Here is a 20,249-nt window from a genome sequence, read left to right on the forward strand (position 1 = left end):
TCAACCCTCTCGCTTACCTAATTTAAGTCTTAACTTCACTGCAAACATCGAGTCTTTACCACTAATTTTAATACGACGTAATTGCATAAAATCAGGACTGAAGTCATCAATGCCTTCTATGGTGGTCACAGCATTGGTATAGCCAGCTTGTTTTGCGAGTACGACATCACGTTCCGAATATATTCCAAATGGATAAGCAAAACTATGTACTGGTTTTCCTGTCATTTCTTCTAATTGCTGCTTCGATTGAGTTAACTCAGAAAGACACGCTTCATCACTCAATTTATCTAAATTTGCATGCGTCATGGTATGTGAGCCAATTTCGACTAAACCACTGGCTGCCAACTGTTTGACTTGCTCATCATTCAACTTAGGCTCACGTGCTAACTCACCACTGTTATGATGGGCTTTCTTATAGGTTGACCAATCCCGGTCATGTCGATCTACCACCACGTAAATCGTGGCTTTCGCTTGATATTTTTCTAAAATCGGAAAGGCATGTTCTAAATTATCTAGATATCCATCATCAAAGGTAATCGCAACGGTTTTTTCTGGGTGTTTTCCCCAGTCGTCTTGTAGTTCTTGCATGGTCACAAAATGAAAACCTTCGGACTTCATCCACGCCACTTGCTTTTCAAACTCTTCAGGATTCACTCGCAGCTTATTAAATTTTGCACCATCAATATGCTGACGAACCATGTGATACATCAATACACGCGGTTTCTTCCAATCGACTGCAGGTTTCCACCAAGCATATTTGTAGCTGAACGCAATCACCAATAACAGAAGAATAAGAACAATATAAATCACAGGGATAAGCCTTTAAGCACACTCAGGCTATGTTGCCACACGCTCTGAAGCTTTAAAAGTACACGCCTATAATTTCCTTGATTGTGAAAGATTTCGTTAGCAGTATTTAACCCCATATAAATAAGCTTGAGTCGATTACTACAGACCTTTTAAAGACTGATATGGCACATAATCATCCCAATCAAAAACGGTGACATTTTGATTATCTTCGATATTCGCCAACGATTTTTTAGGATCTAATAATGGTGTTTTCACCCCCAATAAATCTGCATAAATATGCATATAATCATAGGCACTCACAGTCTTGTTATAGTAGTTTTTGGCCTGCGCATCGCTACGTAATACAAAAAATGGAACCTGATAATTATCTTTAAAATCATTATCTACATGATATGAATCTTCATCCACGGTCATACCATGATCAGAAAAATACGTCACACTGAAATTACGCTGATCAGCCTTCAAAGTGGTATATATCTGTTCTATAAAGTGATCCAACTTATTGATCGAAGATAAATAACAATTAATCGTTTCAGGTTTATTCGCATACATACGTGGTGCATTAAACAGACGTTCACAGGCATCCGGATGTGAACCCATCATATGAATAAAAATCACATTTTTTTGATTGGCATATTTTTTTAACTGGGCCTGTAATATTTCGACCATTTTGTCATCATCAATATTACTCGACATATAGTTACCACTTTTCAGGAAGAACTGATGATCGGCATGAATGGCAATTTTAGAAATCGCCGTATCATTTTTCCCCATAAATCCCTGATTTGAAATCCATATGGTGTTATAGCCCGCTTGTTTTGCTAGCGTCACAACATTTTTTGCAATCTGCGGTTCACGATTTTGATCAACCAAAGTCAGCGTTCGAGTCAGACTAGTTACCGTATTCGGTGCAGTTGCGATGTAATGATCTACAACATCCAGTGGCATCTCATTTAAAAAAGGTGTGGTATCGTCTTTCGAACCGTAGAGTGATAAATGATCTCGCTGAACACTCTCACCAATGATAATCACTTGATTGTCATAGCTAGCATTCACCTGCTGAATTTCCCAATCGATATCTTGCACATTATCCTCAAGGAGTTTGGCCTCTTCTTGTTTATATTTAACCGTCGCTATTGCAGTTTGAATACCAAACACACTAACGCCGTTAGCAATAAAGATAAGAGCCAAAATCAGCTTGCGATAATTGCTCTGACGGGTTGGATTGAAAAATAAAATATAAAAACAGAGACTTAAAAAAATAATAAAGGCAAAGAGAATATATTTTGGATCGACTACAGATAAAAATTCAAAGGCTTCATTGGTATTACTTTGAAACATCGATGCCACGATACCCAAAGACATGTGTCCTTGTAAGAACCCCGTCCCACTTGCAATATACATGCTAATGACAAAAAATAGCGCAAGGAAAATGTACTTAAAAATAGAACTATGTAGTTGTTTTACTGCAATGAAAAAAAACGTACTCGAAAGAACCAAAACAAAGAATAAAGGAGCATCTTTGATTTCAGATAAATAGTCCCAAAAACCTAAGCCAACGCAAAACCCAATTGAAAGCAAAAATGGAAACAAATAGGTTTTTAGCATTGACCGGACAACCCTGTAATATTATTCAAACATTTCCAAGATAGACTGAAATGTTGGTAGAAATTTTTCGTCGGGTATTATCTATACTTTAGGGACCGAGTACAATCTTTTTGGCGATACGGTCAGTTTCTTTAAATTCGCTAGCGAGATTCAAGTCAGTTAAAGTCGTCTGTAATGACACCAAACCTTGTCTTAAAATTTCATCTACAGACTTGGTAATCCGATCTTCCTTCAACCGATCCACTTCAATCACCCCGACTTTACAACCCGCGGTGAGAGCCTCGTAAATCATTGAAACACTATCTTCAGTTACCCAAACCGCTTCAGCTTTTTGCATTTCTTCGAAAATCCAACCTTGCGGAGTGACTTCAACTGGGAAAATCTGTACTTTTTCAATATTCTTTAACTGTTTTAATTCTGCTAAAAACGCTTGTGGTGTGCGCCGTGAAGTGGTCAAAATGATTTGTGAATTTGGATTCTGCTCGACTATTTGTTCAATCGCTTGGAGTACTTTAGCCGCATTCCACTGATGGCGTTTTGACGAGCCACCCAAAGCGATCAGGATTCGACCATGCTGATGTCGCTCCTCATTCACAATAGGATTTAACGCACCCTGTGTGGTCAGTACTTTATTTGATGCCTGAATACCATCGTGCTGTGGAATTACTGCATAATCAAACCATGCAAACGGCAAGCTTGGCTTCATTAAAATAATGGTTTTGGCTTTGTTATACACTTTGCCCAACAGCCATACTCGAAAATGTGTATGGCTGCCGACGCCAAAAATATAGGTTGGCTCGTGTTCAACAGTATGAAGCTGATGGCTAAATAGCGCAGAAATAAGTGTCACTATAGGCAAATCATCAATTGAAATTTCTTGAAATGTGACTGCTTCCTGAGATTGGCGCTGCATGGCCTTAAATAAACCTAGAGCCTGTGAGCGATGTCCTGCTTTACCATCACTGACATAAACAATATGCATAGTCTCGTTCCAAAAAAATTCAATATCTTCAAGCCAATAAAAAAGGCGAAACTTAGTTTCGCCTTTTCATCTTAACCGATCAGCTTATTTTACGTAAGTTAACCAGTGCGCATATTTAGGGTCTTTACCCTGAACCGCATTAAAGAATGCAGTTTGGATTTGCTCAGTGATTGGACCACGACAACCTTCACCAATTTGACGGTCATCATATTCACGGATTGGCGTCACTTCAGCAGCAGTACCTGTGAAGAATGCTTCATCAGCGATATAGAATTCGTCACGTGTAATACGACGTTCAACCACTTCAAAACCAAGGTCTTTCGCAATCGTAATAATGGTTTGACGGGTAATACCATCAAGTGCACCACCCGCGATGTCAGGAGTATGAATCACGCCATCACGAACTAAGAATACGTTTTCGCCTGAACCTTGACATACATAACCTTGTGGGTCGAGTAACATTGCTTCGTCATAGCCAGCATGTGCCACTTCTTGGTGGGCAAGAATTGACAAAGTATAGTTACCAGATGCTTTTGCTTTACACATGGTCACGTTTGGATGATGGTGCGTAAATGAAGACGTTTTAACACGAATACCCTTCGCCATCGCTTCATCACCAAGGTAAGCACCCCAGCTCCATGCAGCAACAACGGCATGAATTGTATTGTCAGTTGCTGCAATACCTAATTTTTCTGAACCAATAAAAATAATTGGGCGTAAATAGCAAGAAGCCAATTTATTTTCACGAACCACATCAATTTGAGCTTGTTCTAATGCTGCATGATCAAATGGGACTTTCATTTGATAAATTTTTGCAGAATTTAATAAACGCTTAGTGTGTTCTTTTAAACGGAAAATAGCCGTTCCATTCGGAGTTTCATAAGCACGGACGCCTTCAAACACACCCATGCTGTAATGCAATGTATGTGTTAATACGTGAGTTTTCGCCTCACGCCAGTCAACTAATTGTCCATCTTGCCAAATAAAACCATCACGATCAGCCAAGTTCATGGCACACACTCCAAATTTTTATACACAGTCATTTTTATCCAATGCAAACGTTGCAGTTGGATCAATTAATCTTTGCCATAGCTTGCAAACGACCACTCGGGTATCGTGCCAATCGTCAGCTGAAACTTGCATGGATTGATTCGCAAGTGCTAAACGGTGGCTCTCGGCTCGTTCACGGAGATAAGCTTGAATCAATGCTGTCGCGTCGGCGCTGGATAAGCAATCCGTTCTTGCGGCATCCTCAAGGATTCGTACGTTGTCAGAGTAATGGGCGAGATCGGGATTCGACCCACTCCATGCTAATACTGCATACTGTGCCATAAATTCGATGTCAACGATACCACCTGCATCTTGTTTTAAATGAAAAATTCCATCTTTTTGCTGCTCTTTAGAAGAACCTAGATGGTCTTTCATTTTTTGGCGCATTTTTAGCACTTCTGCACGAACATTGTTCTCATCGCGTGGCTGAGTCAAAATATTACAGCGCAAGTTTTCAATTTCAATCCGTAAACTGTGCTCACCTGCAATCGTTCTGGCACGTACTAAAGCTTGATGCTCCCAGACCCAAGCATTTTTATGTTGATATTGCTCAAAGGCTTTTAAGCTGGTCACCAATAACCCCGCCTCTCCCGAAGGTCGTAAACGTGTATCCACCTCATACACTCGACCATCTAGGGTTTGCGTGGTCATTAAGGACATAAATTTTTGTGCAACCCGCATGGCAAATTCAAAGCCACTAATTGGTTTCTGTCCATCGGTATCGGCTTGTTCATCCATATAGTGAATAAACACCAAATCCAAGTCCGAACCATAACCCAGCTCGATGCCACCCACCTTGCCATAGCCAATTACCGCGAAAGCCGTGTGATCAATCGAACAACGCTGCCCTTCTGCATCAATTGGATAGCCATGTTTTTTGGCAACAATTTGATATGCCAAATGCAAGGTTGCATTCACCGACACTTCAGCAATATCGGTCAATGCATCCGACACTTTCATCAACGGACTTTCTGCCAAAACATCACTAGCAGCTACTGCTAAGACATTGGATTTTTTAAATAATCGAAGAACACGCATTTGGTCTTCGACTTGATCAATTTCAATTCGAAGCAGTTGTTGACGTAGAGAGTCTTCTAAATCTTTACGCTTTGGCAGCTCAAAATCCATCGACAAAAACTCGTCCAACAGCACGGGATAATGCGTCAATTCTTCGCAGATCCAAGGACTCACTGTTGCCATTTTCACTAATCGTTGTAATGCCCCTTTGCTCTCAATCAGCATCACCAAATAGACCGTACGGCGCAGCACCGACTCCACCAAAGGCATGAGACGTAGTAAGGCCACCTGAGGTTTATCTGACTGTAATATCGCCTCAATGAGATGTGGCCAAAAGGTTTTTAAGCGCTGTACAGCTTTGGCAGGTAATTTTTTCAGCGCATGTCCATACCAAAATTCGTGAATTAAATTTTTGGCATCATCATCTAGAACATCGTTCAACTGGGCTTCTAAATGACTAAAACTTTCCAATAACGGATCGGGTTCTTTTTCTTTAATAAGATGCTCAAATTGGTAAATGACTTTGGCACGCTTCTGATTGAGTACATTCAAAAAGTCATCCCAAGATGCAAAACCTAAAGTATCTAAAATACGTTGGCGTGGTTCAGGCTCATGGGGCAACGATTGGGTTTGCTGATCATTGAGCGCTTGTATCGCATGTTCAATACGACGTAAAAATAAATACGCATCTTCTAAATCAGCAACCGCGGTATTTTCTAATAATCCAACTTCACCTAAATGATGCAGACTCACCAAACACTGACGATCTTGCAGCTCGAGTTTTGAACCGCCATAGATGAGCTGAAAGACTTGAACAATAAACTCAACTTCACGAATTCCGCCTGCACCGAGTTTAATATCCTCTTCGATATTACGACGTAGCACTTCACGTTCGATCATGGCTTTCATGTCACGCATAGCTTCGAAAGCGGTGTAATCGACATATTTGCGGAAGACGAAAGGTCGGGTCATTTCCAGTAACTCGGCGCCTTCTTTACCGCCCGTGACGATCCGTGCCTTAATCCAGGCATAGCGTTCCCATTCGCGTCCATGCTGGCTTAAATATTTTTCTAATGCCGCATGACTGATTGCCAAGGCAGAACCATCACCCCATGGGCGAAGGCGCATATCTACACGGAAGACAAAACCATCTGCGGTAATATGGTCAAGCAAGTAAATTAATTTCTGGCCCCATAAAATACAGAACTGCTGCACATCAATACATTTTCGACCGTTGGTTTCACCCTGTTCATCAAAGGCAAAAATAAGATCAATATCACTTGAAAGATTAAGTTCCTGCGCACCCAGTTTTCCCATGGCAACCACAATCAGGTCTTGAACTTTCCCCTTATAGCTTAGCGGTTCGCCATATTTCGCAATCAACGGCTTTAGTGCAAAATCTTTTGCCGCACAGATGGACGCATCGGCAAAGTCTGAAAGCTCTCGAGTTAAGGTGACGACATCGGTGAGTTGATTGGCATCTTGCCAAATCCAACGAAACATGAGACGTGCGCGCAGCACACGAATTGCACGCATCCAACTATTTTCATCTTGGATATCGGCAAGGCTGCTTGCGACAAAATGTTGAATTTGTGCTGTACTGAGCGAGGTTTGAAACTGATCAATTGCATAGTCTTGTTCTAAACTGGCCTGATGGATTCCGAGCACCTGTTCAGCATATTGACTGGCACGTAATGTTTTCTGCAATTGCTCCGCATTCATTTCACAAACCCTAGCGTGATTTTTTTCTAGTTATAACAGTTGATAACGCTTAGGGAAAAGTATTTTTAGGCTTTTATACCAATAGATGCGCATTAAAGTTCACTTAAGGTCGCATCTTTTAAGGTCTCATCTTTCTGTGCACTGCTGCTCTCGGTACTTAGGGTTTGATGCAGGCTCGTCGCCTGTGGCAACCAGACTTTAAATTGTGTGCCTTCACCTTCTTTCGAGTTCACCACAATTTCACCCTGATTTAAGTCCACAAAACGTTTACAAAGGACTAAACCCAACCCCGTACCACGTTCTCCTGCCGTACCTTTAATACTAACCGTCAGTTTTTGCTGAAATAAATCATCAATCTGAGCTTGGGTCATCCCCAATCCAGTATCTTGAATAGTGAATACAACCCGTTCTCCATCTCGATCGGCTGAAATCGTCACCACACCTCTACCATCGGTATGGGTAAATTTCAATGCGTTTGACACCAAGTTTTGCATCACTGATGTGATCATATTGATATCTGCATTGACTTTAATGCCTTCAGGCACGGCATTGATCAGTCGAATATTTTTCTTCACAGCCAAGCTATTTAAGACATCACTGACGATTTTTGCAGACTGATGTAAATCAAAATTAATCGGGTGATAAACAAAGCGACCACCTTCTGCCATAGCCCAGTTCAACAGGCTTTCTAAGAGGTTATACGTCGACTGTGTGGTGTCATATAAATAGTCTGCAATATTTTGCACACTCGAATCATCTAAGGTATGACGCTCCTGTGCCAAAACTTCAGAAAATCCAAGTAGACCATGAAAAGGTGCTCTTAAATCATGCGCAATAATTTGGAAAAATTTAGTCTTACTAAAATTAAGTGCCGACTGCTGTTCATAGGCTTCTTTTAATTCAGCATTTTCAACGCGAAGCTGAATAATATTGACTAGACTTTGTACAAATTCTTCAACGATCTTTAATTGTTTGGCTTCAAATGCAGTGACTTGATCATCAAACAAAATCACTTTACCAATAGAGTCTTGATCATATTTTAAATCGAAAGCGACTAGACGCTGATGCCCTAAACCCAGTTCCTGCATATAGTCGCAGTAAGCTTGGTAATTTTCAGTGTCGCGATCTATACGGGAATGTTCAGCAAAAAACTGATCTAGACGATCATCATCAGCTTCGGCCATAAAGGCCTTAAATATGTGCTCTGACGCATACCATATATAAGGTTCATTTTTAAATGCGAGGACAGCATTATCGACTTGCACAATACCACGCGCGAACTTTAAAAATTCTGCAATGCGGTTGTCGTCCGTATAAACCCCCATCAATAAAGACAAACGACAGGAAGTTAATAATTCGGTTTGTGTACCAATATCCAGTAAACGTAAAGCCATCCCGTTGCTCTCCTCAGGGTTTATCTTAAAGATAAAAACCAACTGTTATGTTCAAGATTAATAGCAAAAATAGCCCAAACACTCAATAACAAAACCCAACAAAAAGACAAACATCATTTACAAATGCGCTATTTAATCGAACTTTCATCCAATTAGAAAATAAAAATATCTATAAAGAACATAACATTAAAGGTAAAACAAAAATTAAAACAATAAAATTAGAAACTTAAATTAATTTAAATTTTATTAACTGTTTATTTTAAATCGTACTTTTCGCGTTTTATTCAAACTAAAAACATGACCAAAAGAAATATTCACTTACATAAGACCTAAAAAACTGGGTTTAATTTTCTTTAACTACATCACAAAAAATAGTGAGTTTTATGATTATTCTACGACCAGATTGCTCATCAGGATGCTCGTTTCAGTCAGCTACACTAAATGAATCTATTTTTAAGTTTTTCCATTAGACTAATTTATTAGTTTTTATCAGTTGTGTGTGTCATTTGAGCGTTAAACCATACCTGCTCGCTTTTACTTTATTAAACTGAGCTAAAGATTCGTTTCATGCTTCTACTGTACATGAACTCATTCACCCAAATGACTGAAGCTGAAAAAGTGCCATGCCTTATTCATCAGATATATAAGTTATCGCATAAACATTCCGCGAACGTTCAAAGTCAAACGGAGCATCAAACTCACGTCGTTCTTTAATAAAGTCCTCAATCCTGACTAATTTTCGAACTTCCGCACCAAATCTACACCTAAAAGTTAAGGCATTCGGTTTGACCTATCAAACGCTTTGCTTTACAAATAAAACTTGAACGAGCCATAAAGAACAGATCAGCCCAAAAAAAATGATTTAAATTTAATTGTTCAATAGCTTTAAGCTATGAATAACAAGCTTTCAATATTTCCCTTTTCGGTTTTGCGCTAAAATTGGGCGTTAAACTGCACTTCTTTTGTATCATTTTTCTACGAAATGACCACATCACAGGATCTTGCGTTGACTGAAAAGCAATGAACCCCGATACTTTCATAGTTTTATTTAAGCAAATCGGTTCATAGAGGCGAGCCACAAGCTCGGACCTCAAAGACACAATCTAAAGCAAGGGGCTATATATGGCTGGTGGAAAGTCAACTATCATCTACACACTGACCGACGAGGCGCCATTATTGGCGACTTACTCTCTGCTGCCGATCATTGAAACCTTTACTAAACCTGCTGGCGTTGAAATCGTTAAACGCGATATCTCAGTTGCAGCACGTGTACTCGCTGAATTTTCAGACTACCTAAGCGAAGAACAAAAGGTGCCAAATAACTTGGCAGAGCTTGGACAATTAACCCAAGATCCAAGCACAAACATTATCAAACTTCCGAACATCAGTGCTTCAGTTGGCCAATTAACTGCTTGCATTAAAGAATTACAGTCTAAAGGTTTTGCAATTCCGAACTACCCAGAAAACCCAGCGACTGAGGAAGAAAAAGAAATCAAGGCACGTTATAGCAAATGCCTAGGTTCTGCTGTAAATCCTGTACTTCGTGAAGGTAACTCTGACCGTCGTGCGCCTACTGCAGTAAAAAATTACGCGAAGAAACATCCGCACTCTATGAGCGAATGGAAACAGTGGTCACAAACTCACGTTTCTCACATGGACGAAGGTGACTTCTACCACGGCGAAAAGTCTATGACTTTAGACCGCGCTCGCAATGTAAAAATGGAATTGATCACTAAGTCTGGTGAAACTATTGTTCTTAAGCCTAAAGTTGCGCTTCAAGACGGCGAAATCATCGACTCAATGTTCATGAGCAAAAAAGCACTTTGCGACTTCTATGAAAAAGAATTAGATGATTGTAAAGAAGCAGGCATTTTGTTCTCTCTACACGTAAAAGCGACTATGATGAAGGTGTCTCACCCAATCGTTTTCGGTCACTGTGTGAAGATTTACTACAAAGATGCATTCGAAAAACACGGCAAATTGTTTGATGAGTTAGGTATTAACATCAACAACGGTATGTCTGGTCTTTACGAAAAAATTGAAACTCTTCCGACTTCTCTTCGTGAAGAAATCATTGCTGACTTACATGCTTGCCAAGAACACCGTCCTGCACTTGCAATGGTTGATTCTGCAAAAGGCATCACTAACTTCCACTCACCTAATGACGTAATTGTAGATGCATCTATGCCAGCAATGATCCGTGGTGGCGGTAAAATGTGGGGTGCTGACGGCAAACAGTACGACTGTAAAGCTGTAATGCCTGAATCTACTTTCGCGCGTATCTACCAAGAAATGATCAATTTCTGTAAATGGAATGGTAACTTTGACCCACGCACTATGGGTACTGTACCTAACGTTGGTTTGATGGCGCAAAAAGCTGAAGAATACGGCTCACACGACAAAACTTTCGAAATCGCTGAAGCGGGTGTTGCAAACATCACCGACCTAGAAACTGGTGAAGTGTTGATGTCACAAAACGTGGAAGAAGGCGATATCTGGCGTATGTGCCAAGTGAAAGACGCTCCAATCCGTGACTGGGTGAAACTTGCTGTGACTCGTGCACGCAACTCAGGAATGCCTGCGATCTTCTGGCTTGACCCGTACCGTCCACACGAAAACGAACTCATCAAGAAAGTTCAAACTTACTTGAAAGAGCACGACACTACTGGTTTAGACATTCAAATCATGTCTCAAGTACGTGCTATGCGTTATACACTTGAACGTGTTGCTCGTGGCCTAGATACAATTTCTGTAACTGGTAACATCCTACGTGACTACCTAACAGACTTATTCCCGATTATGGAATTGGGTACTTCTGCGAAAATGCTTTCTATCGTGCCTCTAATGGCTGGTGGCGGCATGTACGAAACTGGTGCGGGTGGTTCTGCGCCTAAACACGTACAACAACTTGTAGAAGAAAACCACTTACGTTGGGATTCTTTAGGCGAGTTCTTGGCGCTTGCTGTTTCTCTTGAAGAAATGGGCATCAAAGAAGACAACGCGAAAGCTAAACTTCTTGCAAATACGCTTGATGCTGCGACTGGTAAATTGCTTGACAATGACAAGTCTCCATCACGTCGTACTGGCGAACTAGACAACCGTGGCAGCCACTTCTACCTTGCTAAATACTGGGCTGAAGAACTTGCTGCGCAAGACGAAGATGCAGATCTTAAAGCGAAATTCGCTCCTCTTGCTCAAGCTCTTGCTGACAACGAAGAAAAAATCGTTGCAGAACTTGCTGAAGTTCAAGGTAAAGCTGCGGACATCGGTGGTTACTACGCTGTAGATACAGCGAAAGTAAATGCTGTAATGCGTCCAAGCGCAACTTTGAATGCTGCTCTTGATGCTGCTCAATAAGTTGATGCAAAACTAACTTAAGTTAGTGATGTAAAAAACCAGCGCTTCGGCGCTGGTTTTTTTATACCCTCATTTATATAGTGTTATGACAACTCTTTCATTTAATACTTTGCTCTAAATTTTATGAATGTGATTTATCAAAGGTTAGGATTTTTCATTCAACTACAGCCCTAAAATAAGGAAAACCTAAAATGGCAAATTCATGGGGAATACCAAAGCACATAGAAGATGCGGTCTCGGAGCGAGACCTGTGCTGTGTATATTGCGGCAAAAAGTTTGGCACTGAAAGAGCCAACAAGAAGTCTTGGGAACACATTATCAACGATATAAGAATTACAACCTTAACCAATATTGCATTGTGCTGTGTTGGCTGCAATGCATCTAAAGGCAATAAAGACTTAGCAACTTGGTTCCACTCTGAGAATGCTCGAAAAAGAGGTGTCAACACTGAGACAATTGCAGATGTCCTCAAAGTAGCTTTAGATAGTTAATAAATCTTTTAAATACTACAAGCCCTATAATACACCCGATCAATCACATTTGATTATTGTATTGATCTAATAATTTAAGCTTAGCATCTGATTCCACCATGAGTACCCAAACAAAATTCAGGTACTCATTTTACGAAGTGACCACCTGAAACGTGGCTAGTGAAATCATTGGAAATTTTCTAGGAATTTTATATAATTCATTACTTTTAGACATAAAAAACCCCAAGTCTTAATAAGCTTGGGGGTTTTTTAGAATTTTGGTCCCGAGGGTCGGACTCGAACCGACACATCATCTCTGATAGTGGATTTTGAATCCACCGCGTCTACCAATTTCACCACCTCGGGAAGGTGTTGAAACGTATAATAAACTGTTTCAAAAACTTGTCAACGCATGATGTTCTCATTTGATTAAAAATAAACCGTATAAGAATTTTTAGATGGATAATCCATCAATTTCAGCGTTAAAACCTAAAAAAGCTTATACTAAGCCAAATTTCATTATCCCCTTTTCAGATTTCTTAACATGCAACTTTCTGACTTTAACTTCAATCTCCCTGACGAACTCATTGCCCGCTATCCGCTTGAAACACGTAGTGCATCACGCCTGCTCCATCTCGATCTGAATGGCGAATATCACGACTATCATTTCACTGACATTTTAGACTTGCTCAATGAAGGTGACTTATTGGTACTGAACGATACCAAAGTAATGAAAGCCCGCTTGAAAGGCAAACGAGCAACTGGCGGTGCAGTTGAAGTCTTGGTTGAACGTATTCTTGACCCAAAAACCGCACATTGCCACATTAAAGCCAGCAATACGCCTAAAGAAGGTGCGGAATTATTTATTGGTCCAGACGAAGTTAAAGTGACCGTTCAAGGCCGTCATGAAAACTTATTTGTTGTGGAATTTTCACAGCCTATTTTACAAGTTTTAGATTTATACGGTGCTTTACCGATTCCGCCTTACTTTAACCGTGAAGCAGAAGCGATTGATACCGAACGTTATCAAACCGTGTTTAACGACCCAACCAAATTGGCGTCTGTCGCAGCACCAACAGCAAGCTTACATTTTGATGAAGCGCTACTCAAAAAATTGGCGGACAAAGGCGTAAATAAAACCTTTGTTACCTTGCATGTGGGTGCTGGTACATTCTTACCCGTGCGCACCAATGACATTGAAAATCACATCATGCACAGTGAGTGGTGTGACGTGTCAGAAGAATCTATGGCTTTAATCCGTGAAACAAAAGCACGTGGCAATAAAGTCATTGCTGTTGGCACCACCGCGACTCGTGCGACTGAAAGTGCCGCTCAAGCCAATGGCGGCGAACTCAAGGGTTGGACTGGTGATACACAAATCTTTATCTACCCAGGTTATGAGTTCAAAGTAGTCGATCGTTTAATTACCAACTTCCATTTACCTGAATCTACCTTGCTCATGTTAGTGTCAGCGTTGTCCAGTCGAGATAATATTTTGAATGCCTATCACCATGCCGTCGAAAGCCAATATCGATTCTTTAGTTATGGTGATGCGATGTTAATTGATAATATTAACCACAAATAAAATTACGCCGAAATCATCCCTATGCCGATAGATTCTGTAAAGCACTCCATCCATATTCGTCGAAAAAAGAATGCTGTGGTTTTTCAGAATATCGCTCGGCTCTGGGATATAGGCCGAAACGCCAAAACACACCAAGAGCTCCTCGATGGACTGCATCCATGGAATGCTCCCATTACACTCAAATTTGAAAATTTACTCCCCCTAGCTTTAGCCGCACTGGGTATCGGCTTCATGCTGTTTATTGTGATTCAGCCCGATCATGGCTGGGCACAGCTCTGCTTTGCTGTGGGGTTGGCCATGGTGTTCTGGGCCTATATCAGCTATGAAAAAGATGACCCGCTCGAAGATGTTATTGCGTTTTTAGAAACCGAATGCATCGCAAAAAAATACCAATTGGCTTTTAACCGACAGCCTCAATACATTTCGATGCCACTGAATAATCTACAATTTATTGGCAATCTTAAACGTATGTTCCCCGTGTTTAAACAAGGCAGCCTTTCGAATGATATTCAGACCTTCGCGAGCACCGTTTGGGAAGACGAAAATCAGCAACAGCATCAAGTCATGGTCTTTCATTATCACTATGTGAATGAACTGAAAGTACGTGACAAAGACGGTGATGAAGTCACGGTGAAAGAAATTCATAAAGACCTGTGGGGCGTATTTGTTTTTGATATTGGCATCCATGGACTAGCCGTATCTGCAACAGGTAAAAACTTTAGCTATCCCTATAGTTTTCCTTGGCATAGCAGCGACATTCAAACCAATCAAAAATTAAAGTTTTATGGCGATAACCAAATGGAAATGGCTAAATTACTCAGCCCGGGATTTGTCCTCCGACTGGCGGATTTTTTTCAAAACCGTGAAGGTGATCTGCTATTTCATCCGAGCCACCGAATAATGTGCTATCTTGGCTCTACAGATTTATTTAAAGTCAGTAGTAAAGCAAAACGAATTCAGGATGTTTCGACATTGCGTGGACATCTCAGAACCTTTAAATTAAATGCTTTAGAAAATTTGAAAAACGATTTAACGCAGTTTTTAAAATAGATTTCATACAATAATGTTTTAACTTACGACCTTTTATCTTGAGGATAAAATTTTATGGGGCTTTTGATCTTTGTTTTAATCATCATTGCATTGGTGATTGGTGCAATCATGATTCGCAACAATATTGTCCGACATCACAATGCAACCATTCGTGCATGGTCAGATGTAGCTAGCTATGAACGTCAAAAAATCAAAATTTTAGATGGATTACAGCCTTTGGTTGAGCAATATTCCAATTTTGAACAAGGGACTTTGGCAAAAGTCACTGAACTCCGTCAAAACATTATGAATTTGAACGTAAACAGTACCGATGTCAGCCAATTACAGCGTATTGAAGCCTTAAATCAAGATCTAATGCGCAGCCTGAATGTTGTGGTTGAAAACTATCCAGAGCTCAAAGCCAATGATATTTATCTGAAAATGATGAATGAAATTGAAGAACAAAACGAAAATGTCGGTGCGGCGATTACTATTTTTAACCGCAACGTTGAGTTGTTCAACAACCACATTCAAGTGTTTCCTAACAATATTATTAATACGCTATTGCTGAGTAAAAAAGCGGTTCGCCCTTTCCGCGATCAAGCTGCCAGCCAAAATTTTGATTATCGTCCGAACTTTTAAGTTCGGGCTTTAATGCACAAAAGTAAAAAAAATAATGATGAGGTGCTCAAGTACCTCCAAAACTAGAAAGAAAAATAAAATATGCAAAATCAAATTAATGCACTGAAAAATGTGCTGATTCAGGCGTTTTTCAAACTCTATGAGCAGCACCAAGACGACCATATTTACGCATGTACGTTGGTGTTCAATCCCTATTTTTCCATGGACTATATCGCAGTCTCTACGCAGCGTAGTATTTTTGTCGAAGATGAAGATTCTGCTCAATATCTTGCAGCGCATGATCGATGGAATGTGTCGAAATGGCGCTCTCGTAGTGCCCTTTCCCTCGACCAAGACTTGGCGCAGTTTAAACTAACATCTGTAAATGAAGTGGGTCTTTTAGACCTTGATCCATCTTCGATCGAAAGCTCAATGAAGTCTGAATCGGCTAACCATCTTTCAATCTTGCTCAATGCCATACAACAAACAAAATTCGACTTGGTTCAGTCCTACGGCATAGAACTAGACAATATTCTGTTTTTTATCACGGTGCCGACACAGCCCGAAATAGAGATTTATTCAGCTCAGCTTTTAAATACTCCAAGTACACAACTTGACGATTTTCTCAAATCCAAACAACCCCTCAAGCTCGACAGCTTACCCAAGCGTATGAAGCTGTCTCAGTATGATAAAGACCTGCTGATTGATTTGGCCCAAATCGTTGAAATACAACCTTATAACTATTTACATGTTGCCAATGAAGTCTATCTCTTAAGCTTAGAAAAAAGTTATGCAACCACGAACCCCTATATTCAAAAGCTCATTGACAGCATCGTAGCCATGACATCGGACCCGAAAGGTACGTTTGAGATGGATAAAGAAGAAATTTTGCAGCGAATTAACCAGTTTTATTTTAATGCCAAGAGTTCAGATGAAGCCCTGTCACAAGATGCGATTTATAAATTACAGACTTAACACCCGACAAAGCTAGCGTTTAACCGCAGAATCAAGGAAAATAGAGCACTTTTAGCACTCTTACCATCAGCGAACTGTTTTTTCGCCTTGATCTGGACCTTGTATGAAGTTTGAAAAATTGGCGCAATCGGGCCGTGCTCGTCGCGGCCGTTTAACCCTTGAACATGGTGTCGTTGAAACACCTATGTTTATGCCTGTCGGTACTTACGGTACTGTAAAAGGCATGCTCCCACGTGACATTAAAGAAATTAAATCCCAAGTTATTTTGGGCAATACCTTCCATTTATATCTACGTCCAGGCCTAGATGTTATTCGTGAACATGGTGGCTTACACCAATTCATGAAATGGAATAACCCGATTTTGACAGATTCAGGCGGTTTCCAAGTCTTCAGCCTTGGCGCTATGCGCAAAATTAAAGAAGAGGGCGTGACTTTCCGCTCTCCAATTGACGGCTCTAAAGTCTTTTTATCTCCTGAAATTTCGATGGATATTCAGCACACACTGAATTCAGACATCGTGATGATTTTTGATGAATGTACGCCTTATCCTGCGACACATGAAGAAGCGCAAAAATCATTGCAGCTTTCATTGCGTTGGGCGAAACGTTGTAAGACTCAACATCATGACGTGCTGAAAAACCGTAATGCACTATTTGGTATTATCCAAGGCGGCATGTATGAAGATTTACGTGATGAATCTTTAAATGGTCTGAAAGAAATTGATTTTGATGGTTATGCCATTGGCGGCTTGTCTGTTGGCGAACCTAAAGAAGAAATGATCAAAGTATTGGATTATCTTCCAGAGAAAATGCCTGCGGATAAACCACGTTACTTGATGGGTGTCGGTAAACCAGAAGATATCGTAGAAGCAGTTCGTCGCGGTGTCGATATGTTTGACTGTGTGATGCCAACTCGAAATGCACGTAATGGTCATTATTTTGTGACTGATGGTTTAGTGCGTATTCGTAATGCCAAATATCGTCATGATCAAAGTCCGCTTGACCCACATTGCGACTGCTATACCTGTACAAATTTCACCAAATCTTATCTCTTCCATCTTGAGAAATGCGGCGAAATGCTCGGTTCGATGCTCGGTACTATTCATAACTTACGTTATTACCTACGTCTGACTGAAGCGATGCGTGATGCTCTCGATCATGGCACTTTTGATGAGTTTGTTGAAGACTTTTATCGTCGTCGCGGCATGGAAGTGCCACCTTGTCCTCAAGATTAATTCTTTCAGCATTTGCGCTGAAGAAAAAGACAAGGTAAATTGCTGAACAAGTCCAATTTATTTATCAAAGTATTGATAACCAGTTTTTTTAGTTTAGGAAAATGAAATGAGCCTTTTTATTTCTACTGCTCACGCGGCAGGTGAAGCTGCACAGCAACCAAGCATGATGGCAAACCTGTTGATGATTGCGGTATTTGTCGCAATCTTCTACTTCTTGATCTGGCGCCCTCAATCAAAACGTGCAAAAGAACATCGTGCACTAATTGAAAGCCTAGGTGTTGGTAGTGAAGTTGTTTTTGCGGGCGGTTTAATGGGTAAAATCACAAAAATCGAAGGTGATTTTGCAGTTGTTGAACTGAACCGTGGCGTAGAAGTAAAAGTACAACGCGCAAGTGTGATTTCAGTTCTGCCTGAAGGCACTCTAAATAACCTTTAATCAAAAAATAAGTCGTGCACCCGCACGGCTTTTTTCATTTTAAGAAGAAAACGAATGCGTTACCCAGCATGGAAATATCTACTGATTCTAGTGGTACTAGTCATCAGTACATTATATGCCCTGCCAAGTTTGTATCCTGATGAACCTGCTGTTCAAATTTCAGGTGCCAAAGCCGGTACCCAGATTGACCAAAGCATCGTACAAAAAGCAGAGCAGATTTTAAAATCTGAAAATATTGCCAGCCATGACAATAGCTTCACCAATAATGCCGCTTTATTACGTGTTGATTCGAGCGAACAACAATTAAAAGCGAAAGAAGCACTACGTCGTGGGCTCGGTGAAAATTATGTCGTCGCACTGAACCTTGCGCCTACTACGCCAGAATGGCTACAAAAAATTGGTGCTAAACCAATGAAGCTAGGTCTGGATTTACGTGGTGGTGTACATTTCCTACTTGAAGTGGATATGGATAAAGCCATTTCACAACGTATGGAAACGTCTGCGGCTGACTTACGTCGCCAACTTCGCGACAATAAATTAAAATTCAATAGCTTATCTTTGAACAACAACACCATTACGATGCAATTTGCAAATAATGATGATCGTTCTGCAGCTATGGATTTCCTTCGTCGTAACGGCAATGAATATACTCAACAAGCGGTTGCAACAACTGAAGGTTCAACACTACGTTTAAGCTACACGGATACACGTAAACAAGAAATTCAGTCTTATGCTGTCAACCAAAACTTAACAACTTTACGTAACCGTATTAACGAGTTAGGTGTAGCGGAAGCATTAGTACAAACTCAAGGTAGCAATCGTATTGTGGTTGAATTACCGGGTGTGCAAGATACTGCTGAAGCAAAACGTGTACTTGGTCGTACTGCGAACCTTGAGTTCCGCTTAGTTTCTGATTTAAACGATCAATATATCGATCCTTACACAGGTCAAGCAAAAGGCTCATTACCGCCAGGTACAGAAGCATTTGCTTATGAATCTTTGGACAGCGGTCGTCAATTATTGCTTAACCGTAACCGTATCTTAACAGGTGAACGTGTACAAAATGCGTCATCAGGCTTTAGCCAAGATACAGGTGGTGCTGAAGTAAATATTACTTTGGATACTGCGGGCGGTAAGTTGATGTCTGAAGCCACTCGTAATGCTGTAGGCAAACGAATGGCTGTTCTGTTCATCGAGAACAAACAAAAAATTAGTTATGTTGCTGATCCTGCAACAGGTACACAAACTGAAGTTCGTACACCTTATACCGAATCTGTGGTCATCAATGCGGCAACGATTCAAGCCGTATTGGGTTCCCAGTTCCGTATTACTGGTCTAGATTCACCTCAAGAAGCGTCTGAACTTGCATTGATGTTACGTGCAGGTGCATTAGCAGCGCCAATGTACTTCGTTGAAGAACGTGTGATTGGTCCGAGTCTCGGTCAAGAAAACATCGACAAAGGCGTATTATCAACTCAAATCGGTTTCTTATTGGTTGCGATTTGGATGGTGGTCTTCTTCCGTGTGTTCGGCTTGATTGCCAACTTTGCACTCGTGGTTAACCTTGCCATGATTTTAACCATCATGTCTTGGATTGGCGCGTCCCTCACCCTTCCGGGTATTGCAGGTATCGTAATTACCATTGGTATGGCGGTCGATGCCAACGTACTGATCTGTGAGCGGATACGAGAGGAAATTAAATGGGGTGCCTCGCCGAAACAGGCGATTGTTGCGGGTTATGATCGTGCGTATAACACCATCTTTGACTCCAACTTAACCACATTCTTGGTTGCTTTCATTCTGTTCGCAATTGGTACAGGCCCAATTAAAGGCTTCGCGGTTACCCTAATGATTGGTATTGTCTGCTCAATGTTCACAGCAATTACTGTGACACGTGCAATCGTACAAATCATTTATGGTAAAAAACGTAACCTGAAGAAGTTGAGCATTTAGGAGATC

The 20,249-nt window shown here is 40.7% G+C and carries 15 protein-coding genes and 1 tRNA gene; 9 read left to right on the plus strand and 7 right to left on the minus strand.

What is annotated here, in order from left to right:
- The 6 genes from FTT98_RS05310 to FTT98_RS05335 all read right to left on the minus strand — a co-directional run bounded on the left by FTT98_RS05310 (nucleotide 1) and on the right by FTT98_RS05335 (nucleotide 8,583).
- The gene (locus FTT98_RS05310; protein WP_078194168.1) at nucleotides 1-810 is read right to left on the minus strand and encodes a polysaccharide deacetylase family protein; all 810 of its coding nucleotides are present in this window, start codon (nucleotides 808-810) and stop codon (nucleotides 1-3) included.
- A 138-nt stretch (nucleotides 811-948) separates the two neighbouring features.
- Entirely contained in the window at nucleotides 949-2,418 is a 1,470-nt protein-coding gene (locus tag FTT98_RS05315) for a phosphoethanolamine transferase (protein WP_180177100.1), read from the minus strand.
- 88 nt (nucleotides 2,419-2,506) lie between these two features.
- A complete protein-coding gene (locus FTT98_RS05320) occupies nucleotides 2,507-3,400 on the minus strand; it encodes a mitochondrial fission ELM1 family protein (RefSeq protein WP_180177101.1) in 894 nt (297 codons plus the stop codon).
- 84 nt (nucleotides 3,401-3,484) lie between these two features.
- Complete coding sequence (locus tag FTT98_RS05325) at nucleotides 3,485-4,411, minus strand: branched-chain amino acid transaminase (protein WP_078191262.1); 927 nt, start codon at nucleotides 4,409-4,411, stop codon at nucleotides 3,485-3,487.
- An 18-nt stretch (nucleotides 4,412-4,429) separates the two neighbouring features.
- Nucleotides 4,430-7,189: a bifunctional [glutamate--ammonia ligase]-adenylyl-L-tyrosine phosphorylase/[glutamate--ammonia-ligase] adenylyltransferase gene (gene glnE / locus FTT98_RS05330; protein ID WP_180177102.1), complete on the minus strand. Its 2,760-nt coding sequence runs from the start codon at nucleotides 7,187-7,189 to the stop codon at nucleotides 4,430-4,432.
- Between the two features lie 92 nt (nucleotides 7,190-7,281).
- Nucleotides 7,282-8,583, minus strand: coding sequence for a sensor histidine kinase KdpD (locus FTT98_RS05335; protein WP_180177103.1), 1,302 nt, complete (start codon nucleotides 8,581-8,583; stop codon nucleotides 7,282-7,284).
- Nucleotides 8,584-9,705: 1,122 nt separating this feature from the next.
- Here FTT98_RS05335 and FTT98_RS05340 point away from each other — a divergent pair.
- A complete protein-coding gene (locus tag FTT98_RS05340; RefSeq protein ID WP_180004594.1) occupies nucleotides 9,706-11,940 on the plus strand; it encodes an NADP-dependent isocitrate dehydrogenase in 2,235 nt (744 codons plus the stop codon).
- A gap of 191 nt (nucleotides 11,941-12,131) precedes the next feature.
- Entirely contained in the window at nucleotides 12,132-12,431 is a 300-nt protein-coding gene (locus tag FTT98_RS05345) for an HNH endonuclease (protein WP_180164886.1), read from the plus strand.
- A 258-nt stretch (nucleotides 12,432-12,689) separates the two neighbouring features.
- Here FTT98_RS05345 and FTT98_RS05350 read toward each other — a convergent pair.
- Nucleotides 12,690-12,776 (minus strand) — tRNA-Leu (locus tag FTT98_RS05350).
- Between the two features lie 178 nt (nucleotides 12,777-12,954).
- Between FTT98_RS05350 and queA the strand changes: the two genes are divergently transcribed.
- The 7 genes from queA (at nucleotide 12,955) to secD (ending at nucleotide 20,243) form a co-directional block, all read left to right on the plus strand.
- On the plus strand, nucleotides 12,955-13,995 hold the full coding sequence (gene queA, locus FTT98_RS05355) for a tRNA preQ1(34) S-adenosylmethionine ribosyltransferase-isomerase QueA (RefSeq protein ID WP_180173448.1): 1,041 nt from the start codon (nucleotides 12,955-12,957) through the stop codon (nucleotides 13,993-13,995).
- Nucleotides 13,996-14,016: 21 nt separating this feature from the next.
- The gene (locus FTT98_RS05360) at nucleotides 14,017-15,045 is read left to right on the plus strand and encodes a hypothetical protein (RefSeq protein WP_180177104.1); all 1,029 of its coding nucleotides are present in this window, start codon (nucleotides 14,017-14,019) and stop codon (nucleotides 15,043-15,045) included.
- Nucleotides 15,046-15,099: 54 nt separating this feature from the next.
- Nucleotides 15,100-15,666, plus strand: coding sequence for a LemA family protein (locus FTT98_RS05365; protein ID WP_078191268.1), 567 nt, complete (start codon nucleotides 15,100-15,102; stop codon nucleotides 15,664-15,666).
- Nucleotides 15,667-15,747: 81 nt separating this feature from the next.
- Nucleotides 15,748-16,620, plus strand: a complete 873-nt coding sequence (locus FTT98_RS05370; protein WP_180177105.1) for a DUF4303 domain-containing protein — start codon at nucleotides 15,748-15,750, stop codon at nucleotides 16,618-16,620.
- Nucleotides 16,621-16,723: 103 nt separating this feature from the next.
- Nucleotides 16,724-17,854: a tRNA guanosine(34) transglycosylase Tgt gene (gene tgt, locus FTT98_RS05375; protein ID WP_078194179.1), complete on the plus strand. Its 1,131-nt coding sequence runs from the start codon at nucleotides 16,724-16,726 to the stop codon at nucleotides 17,852-17,854.
- A 106-nt stretch (nucleotides 17,855-17,960) separates the two neighbouring features.
- Nucleotides 17,961-18,290: a preprotein translocase subunit YajC gene (yajC, locus tag FTT98_RS05380; RefSeq protein WP_078191271.1), complete on the plus strand. Its 330-nt coding sequence runs from the start codon at nucleotides 17,961-17,963 to the stop codon at nucleotides 18,288-18,290.
- Nucleotides 18,291-18,344: 54 nt separating this feature from the next.
- The gene (secD, locus tag FTT98_RS05385; protein WP_111885819.1) at nucleotides 18,345-20,243 is read left to right on the plus strand and encodes a protein translocase subunit SecD; all 1,899 of its coding nucleotides are present in this window, start codon (nucleotides 18,345-18,347) and stop codon (nucleotides 20,241-20,243) included.
- The last annotated feature ends 6 nt before the right edge of the window (nucleotides 20,244-20,249 follow it).

Source organism: Acinetobacter sp. YH12039, assembly GCF_013420015.1.
Classification (GTDB): domain Bacteria; phylum Pseudomonadota; class Gammaproteobacteria; order Pseudomonadales; family Moraxellaceae; genus Acinetobacter; species Acinetobacter amyesii.

What these genes read in the sequence shown, in the direction of transcription:
- FTT98_RS05320 (WP_180177101.1), bottom strand. Translation starts at nt 3,400, where the DNA reads ATGCATATTGTTTATGTCAGTGATGGTAAAGCAGGACATCGCTCACAG.
- queA (WP_180173448.1), top strand. Translation starts at nt 12,955, where the DNA reads ATGCAACTTTCTGACTTTAACTTCAATCTCCCTGACGAACTCATTGCC.
- FTT98_RS05365 (WP_078191268.1), top strand. Translation starts at nt 15,100, where the DNA reads ATGGGGCTTTTGATCTTTGTTTTAATCATCATTGCATTGGTGATTGGT.
- FTT98_RS05325 (WP_078191262.1), bottom strand. Translation starts at nt 4,411, where the DNA reads ATGAACTTGGCTGATCGTGATGGTTTTATTTGGCAAGATGGACAATTA.
- FTT98_RS05340 (WP_180004594.1), top strand. Translation starts at nt 9,706, where the DNA reads ATGGCTGGTGGAAAGTCAACTATCATCTACACACTGACCGACGAGGCG.
- FTT98_RS05345 (WP_180164886.1), top strand. Translation starts at nt 12,132, where the DNA reads ATGGCAAATTCATGGGGAATACCAAAGCACATAGAAGATGCGGTCTCG.
- secD (WP_111885819.1), top strand. Translation starts at nt 18,345, where the DNA reads ATGCGTTACCCAGCATGGAAATATCTACTGATTCTAGTGGTACTAGTC.
- glnE (WP_180177102.1), bottom strand. Translation starts at nt 7,189, where the DNA reads ATGAATGCGGAGCAATTGCAGAAAACATTACGTGCCAGTCAATATGCT.
- FTT98_RS05370 (WP_180177105.1), top strand. Translation starts at nt 15,748, where the DNA reads ATGCAAAATCAAATTAATGCACTGAAAAATGTGCTGATTCAGGCGTTT.
- FTT98_RS05360 (WP_180177104.1), top strand. Translation starts at nt 14,017, where the DNA reads ATGCCGATAGATTCTGTAAAGCACTCCATCCATATTCGTCGAAAAAAG.
- tgt (WP_078194179.1), top strand. Translation starts at nt 16,724, where the DNA reads ATGAAGTTTGAAAAATTGGCGCAATCGGGCCGTGCTCGTCGCGGCCGT.
- FTT98_RS05315 (WP_180177100.1), bottom strand. Translation starts at nt 2,418, where the DNA reads ATGCTAAAAACCTATTTGTTTCCATTTTTGCTTTCAATTGGGTTTTGC.
- FTT98_RS05335 (WP_180177103.1), bottom strand. Translation starts at nt 8,583, where the DNA reads ATGGCTTTACGTTTACTGGATATTGGTACACAAACCGAATTATTAACT.
- yajC (WP_078191271.1), top strand. Translation starts at nt 17,961, where the DNA reads ATGAGCCTTTTTATTTCTACTGCTCACGCGGCAGGTGAAGCTGCACAG.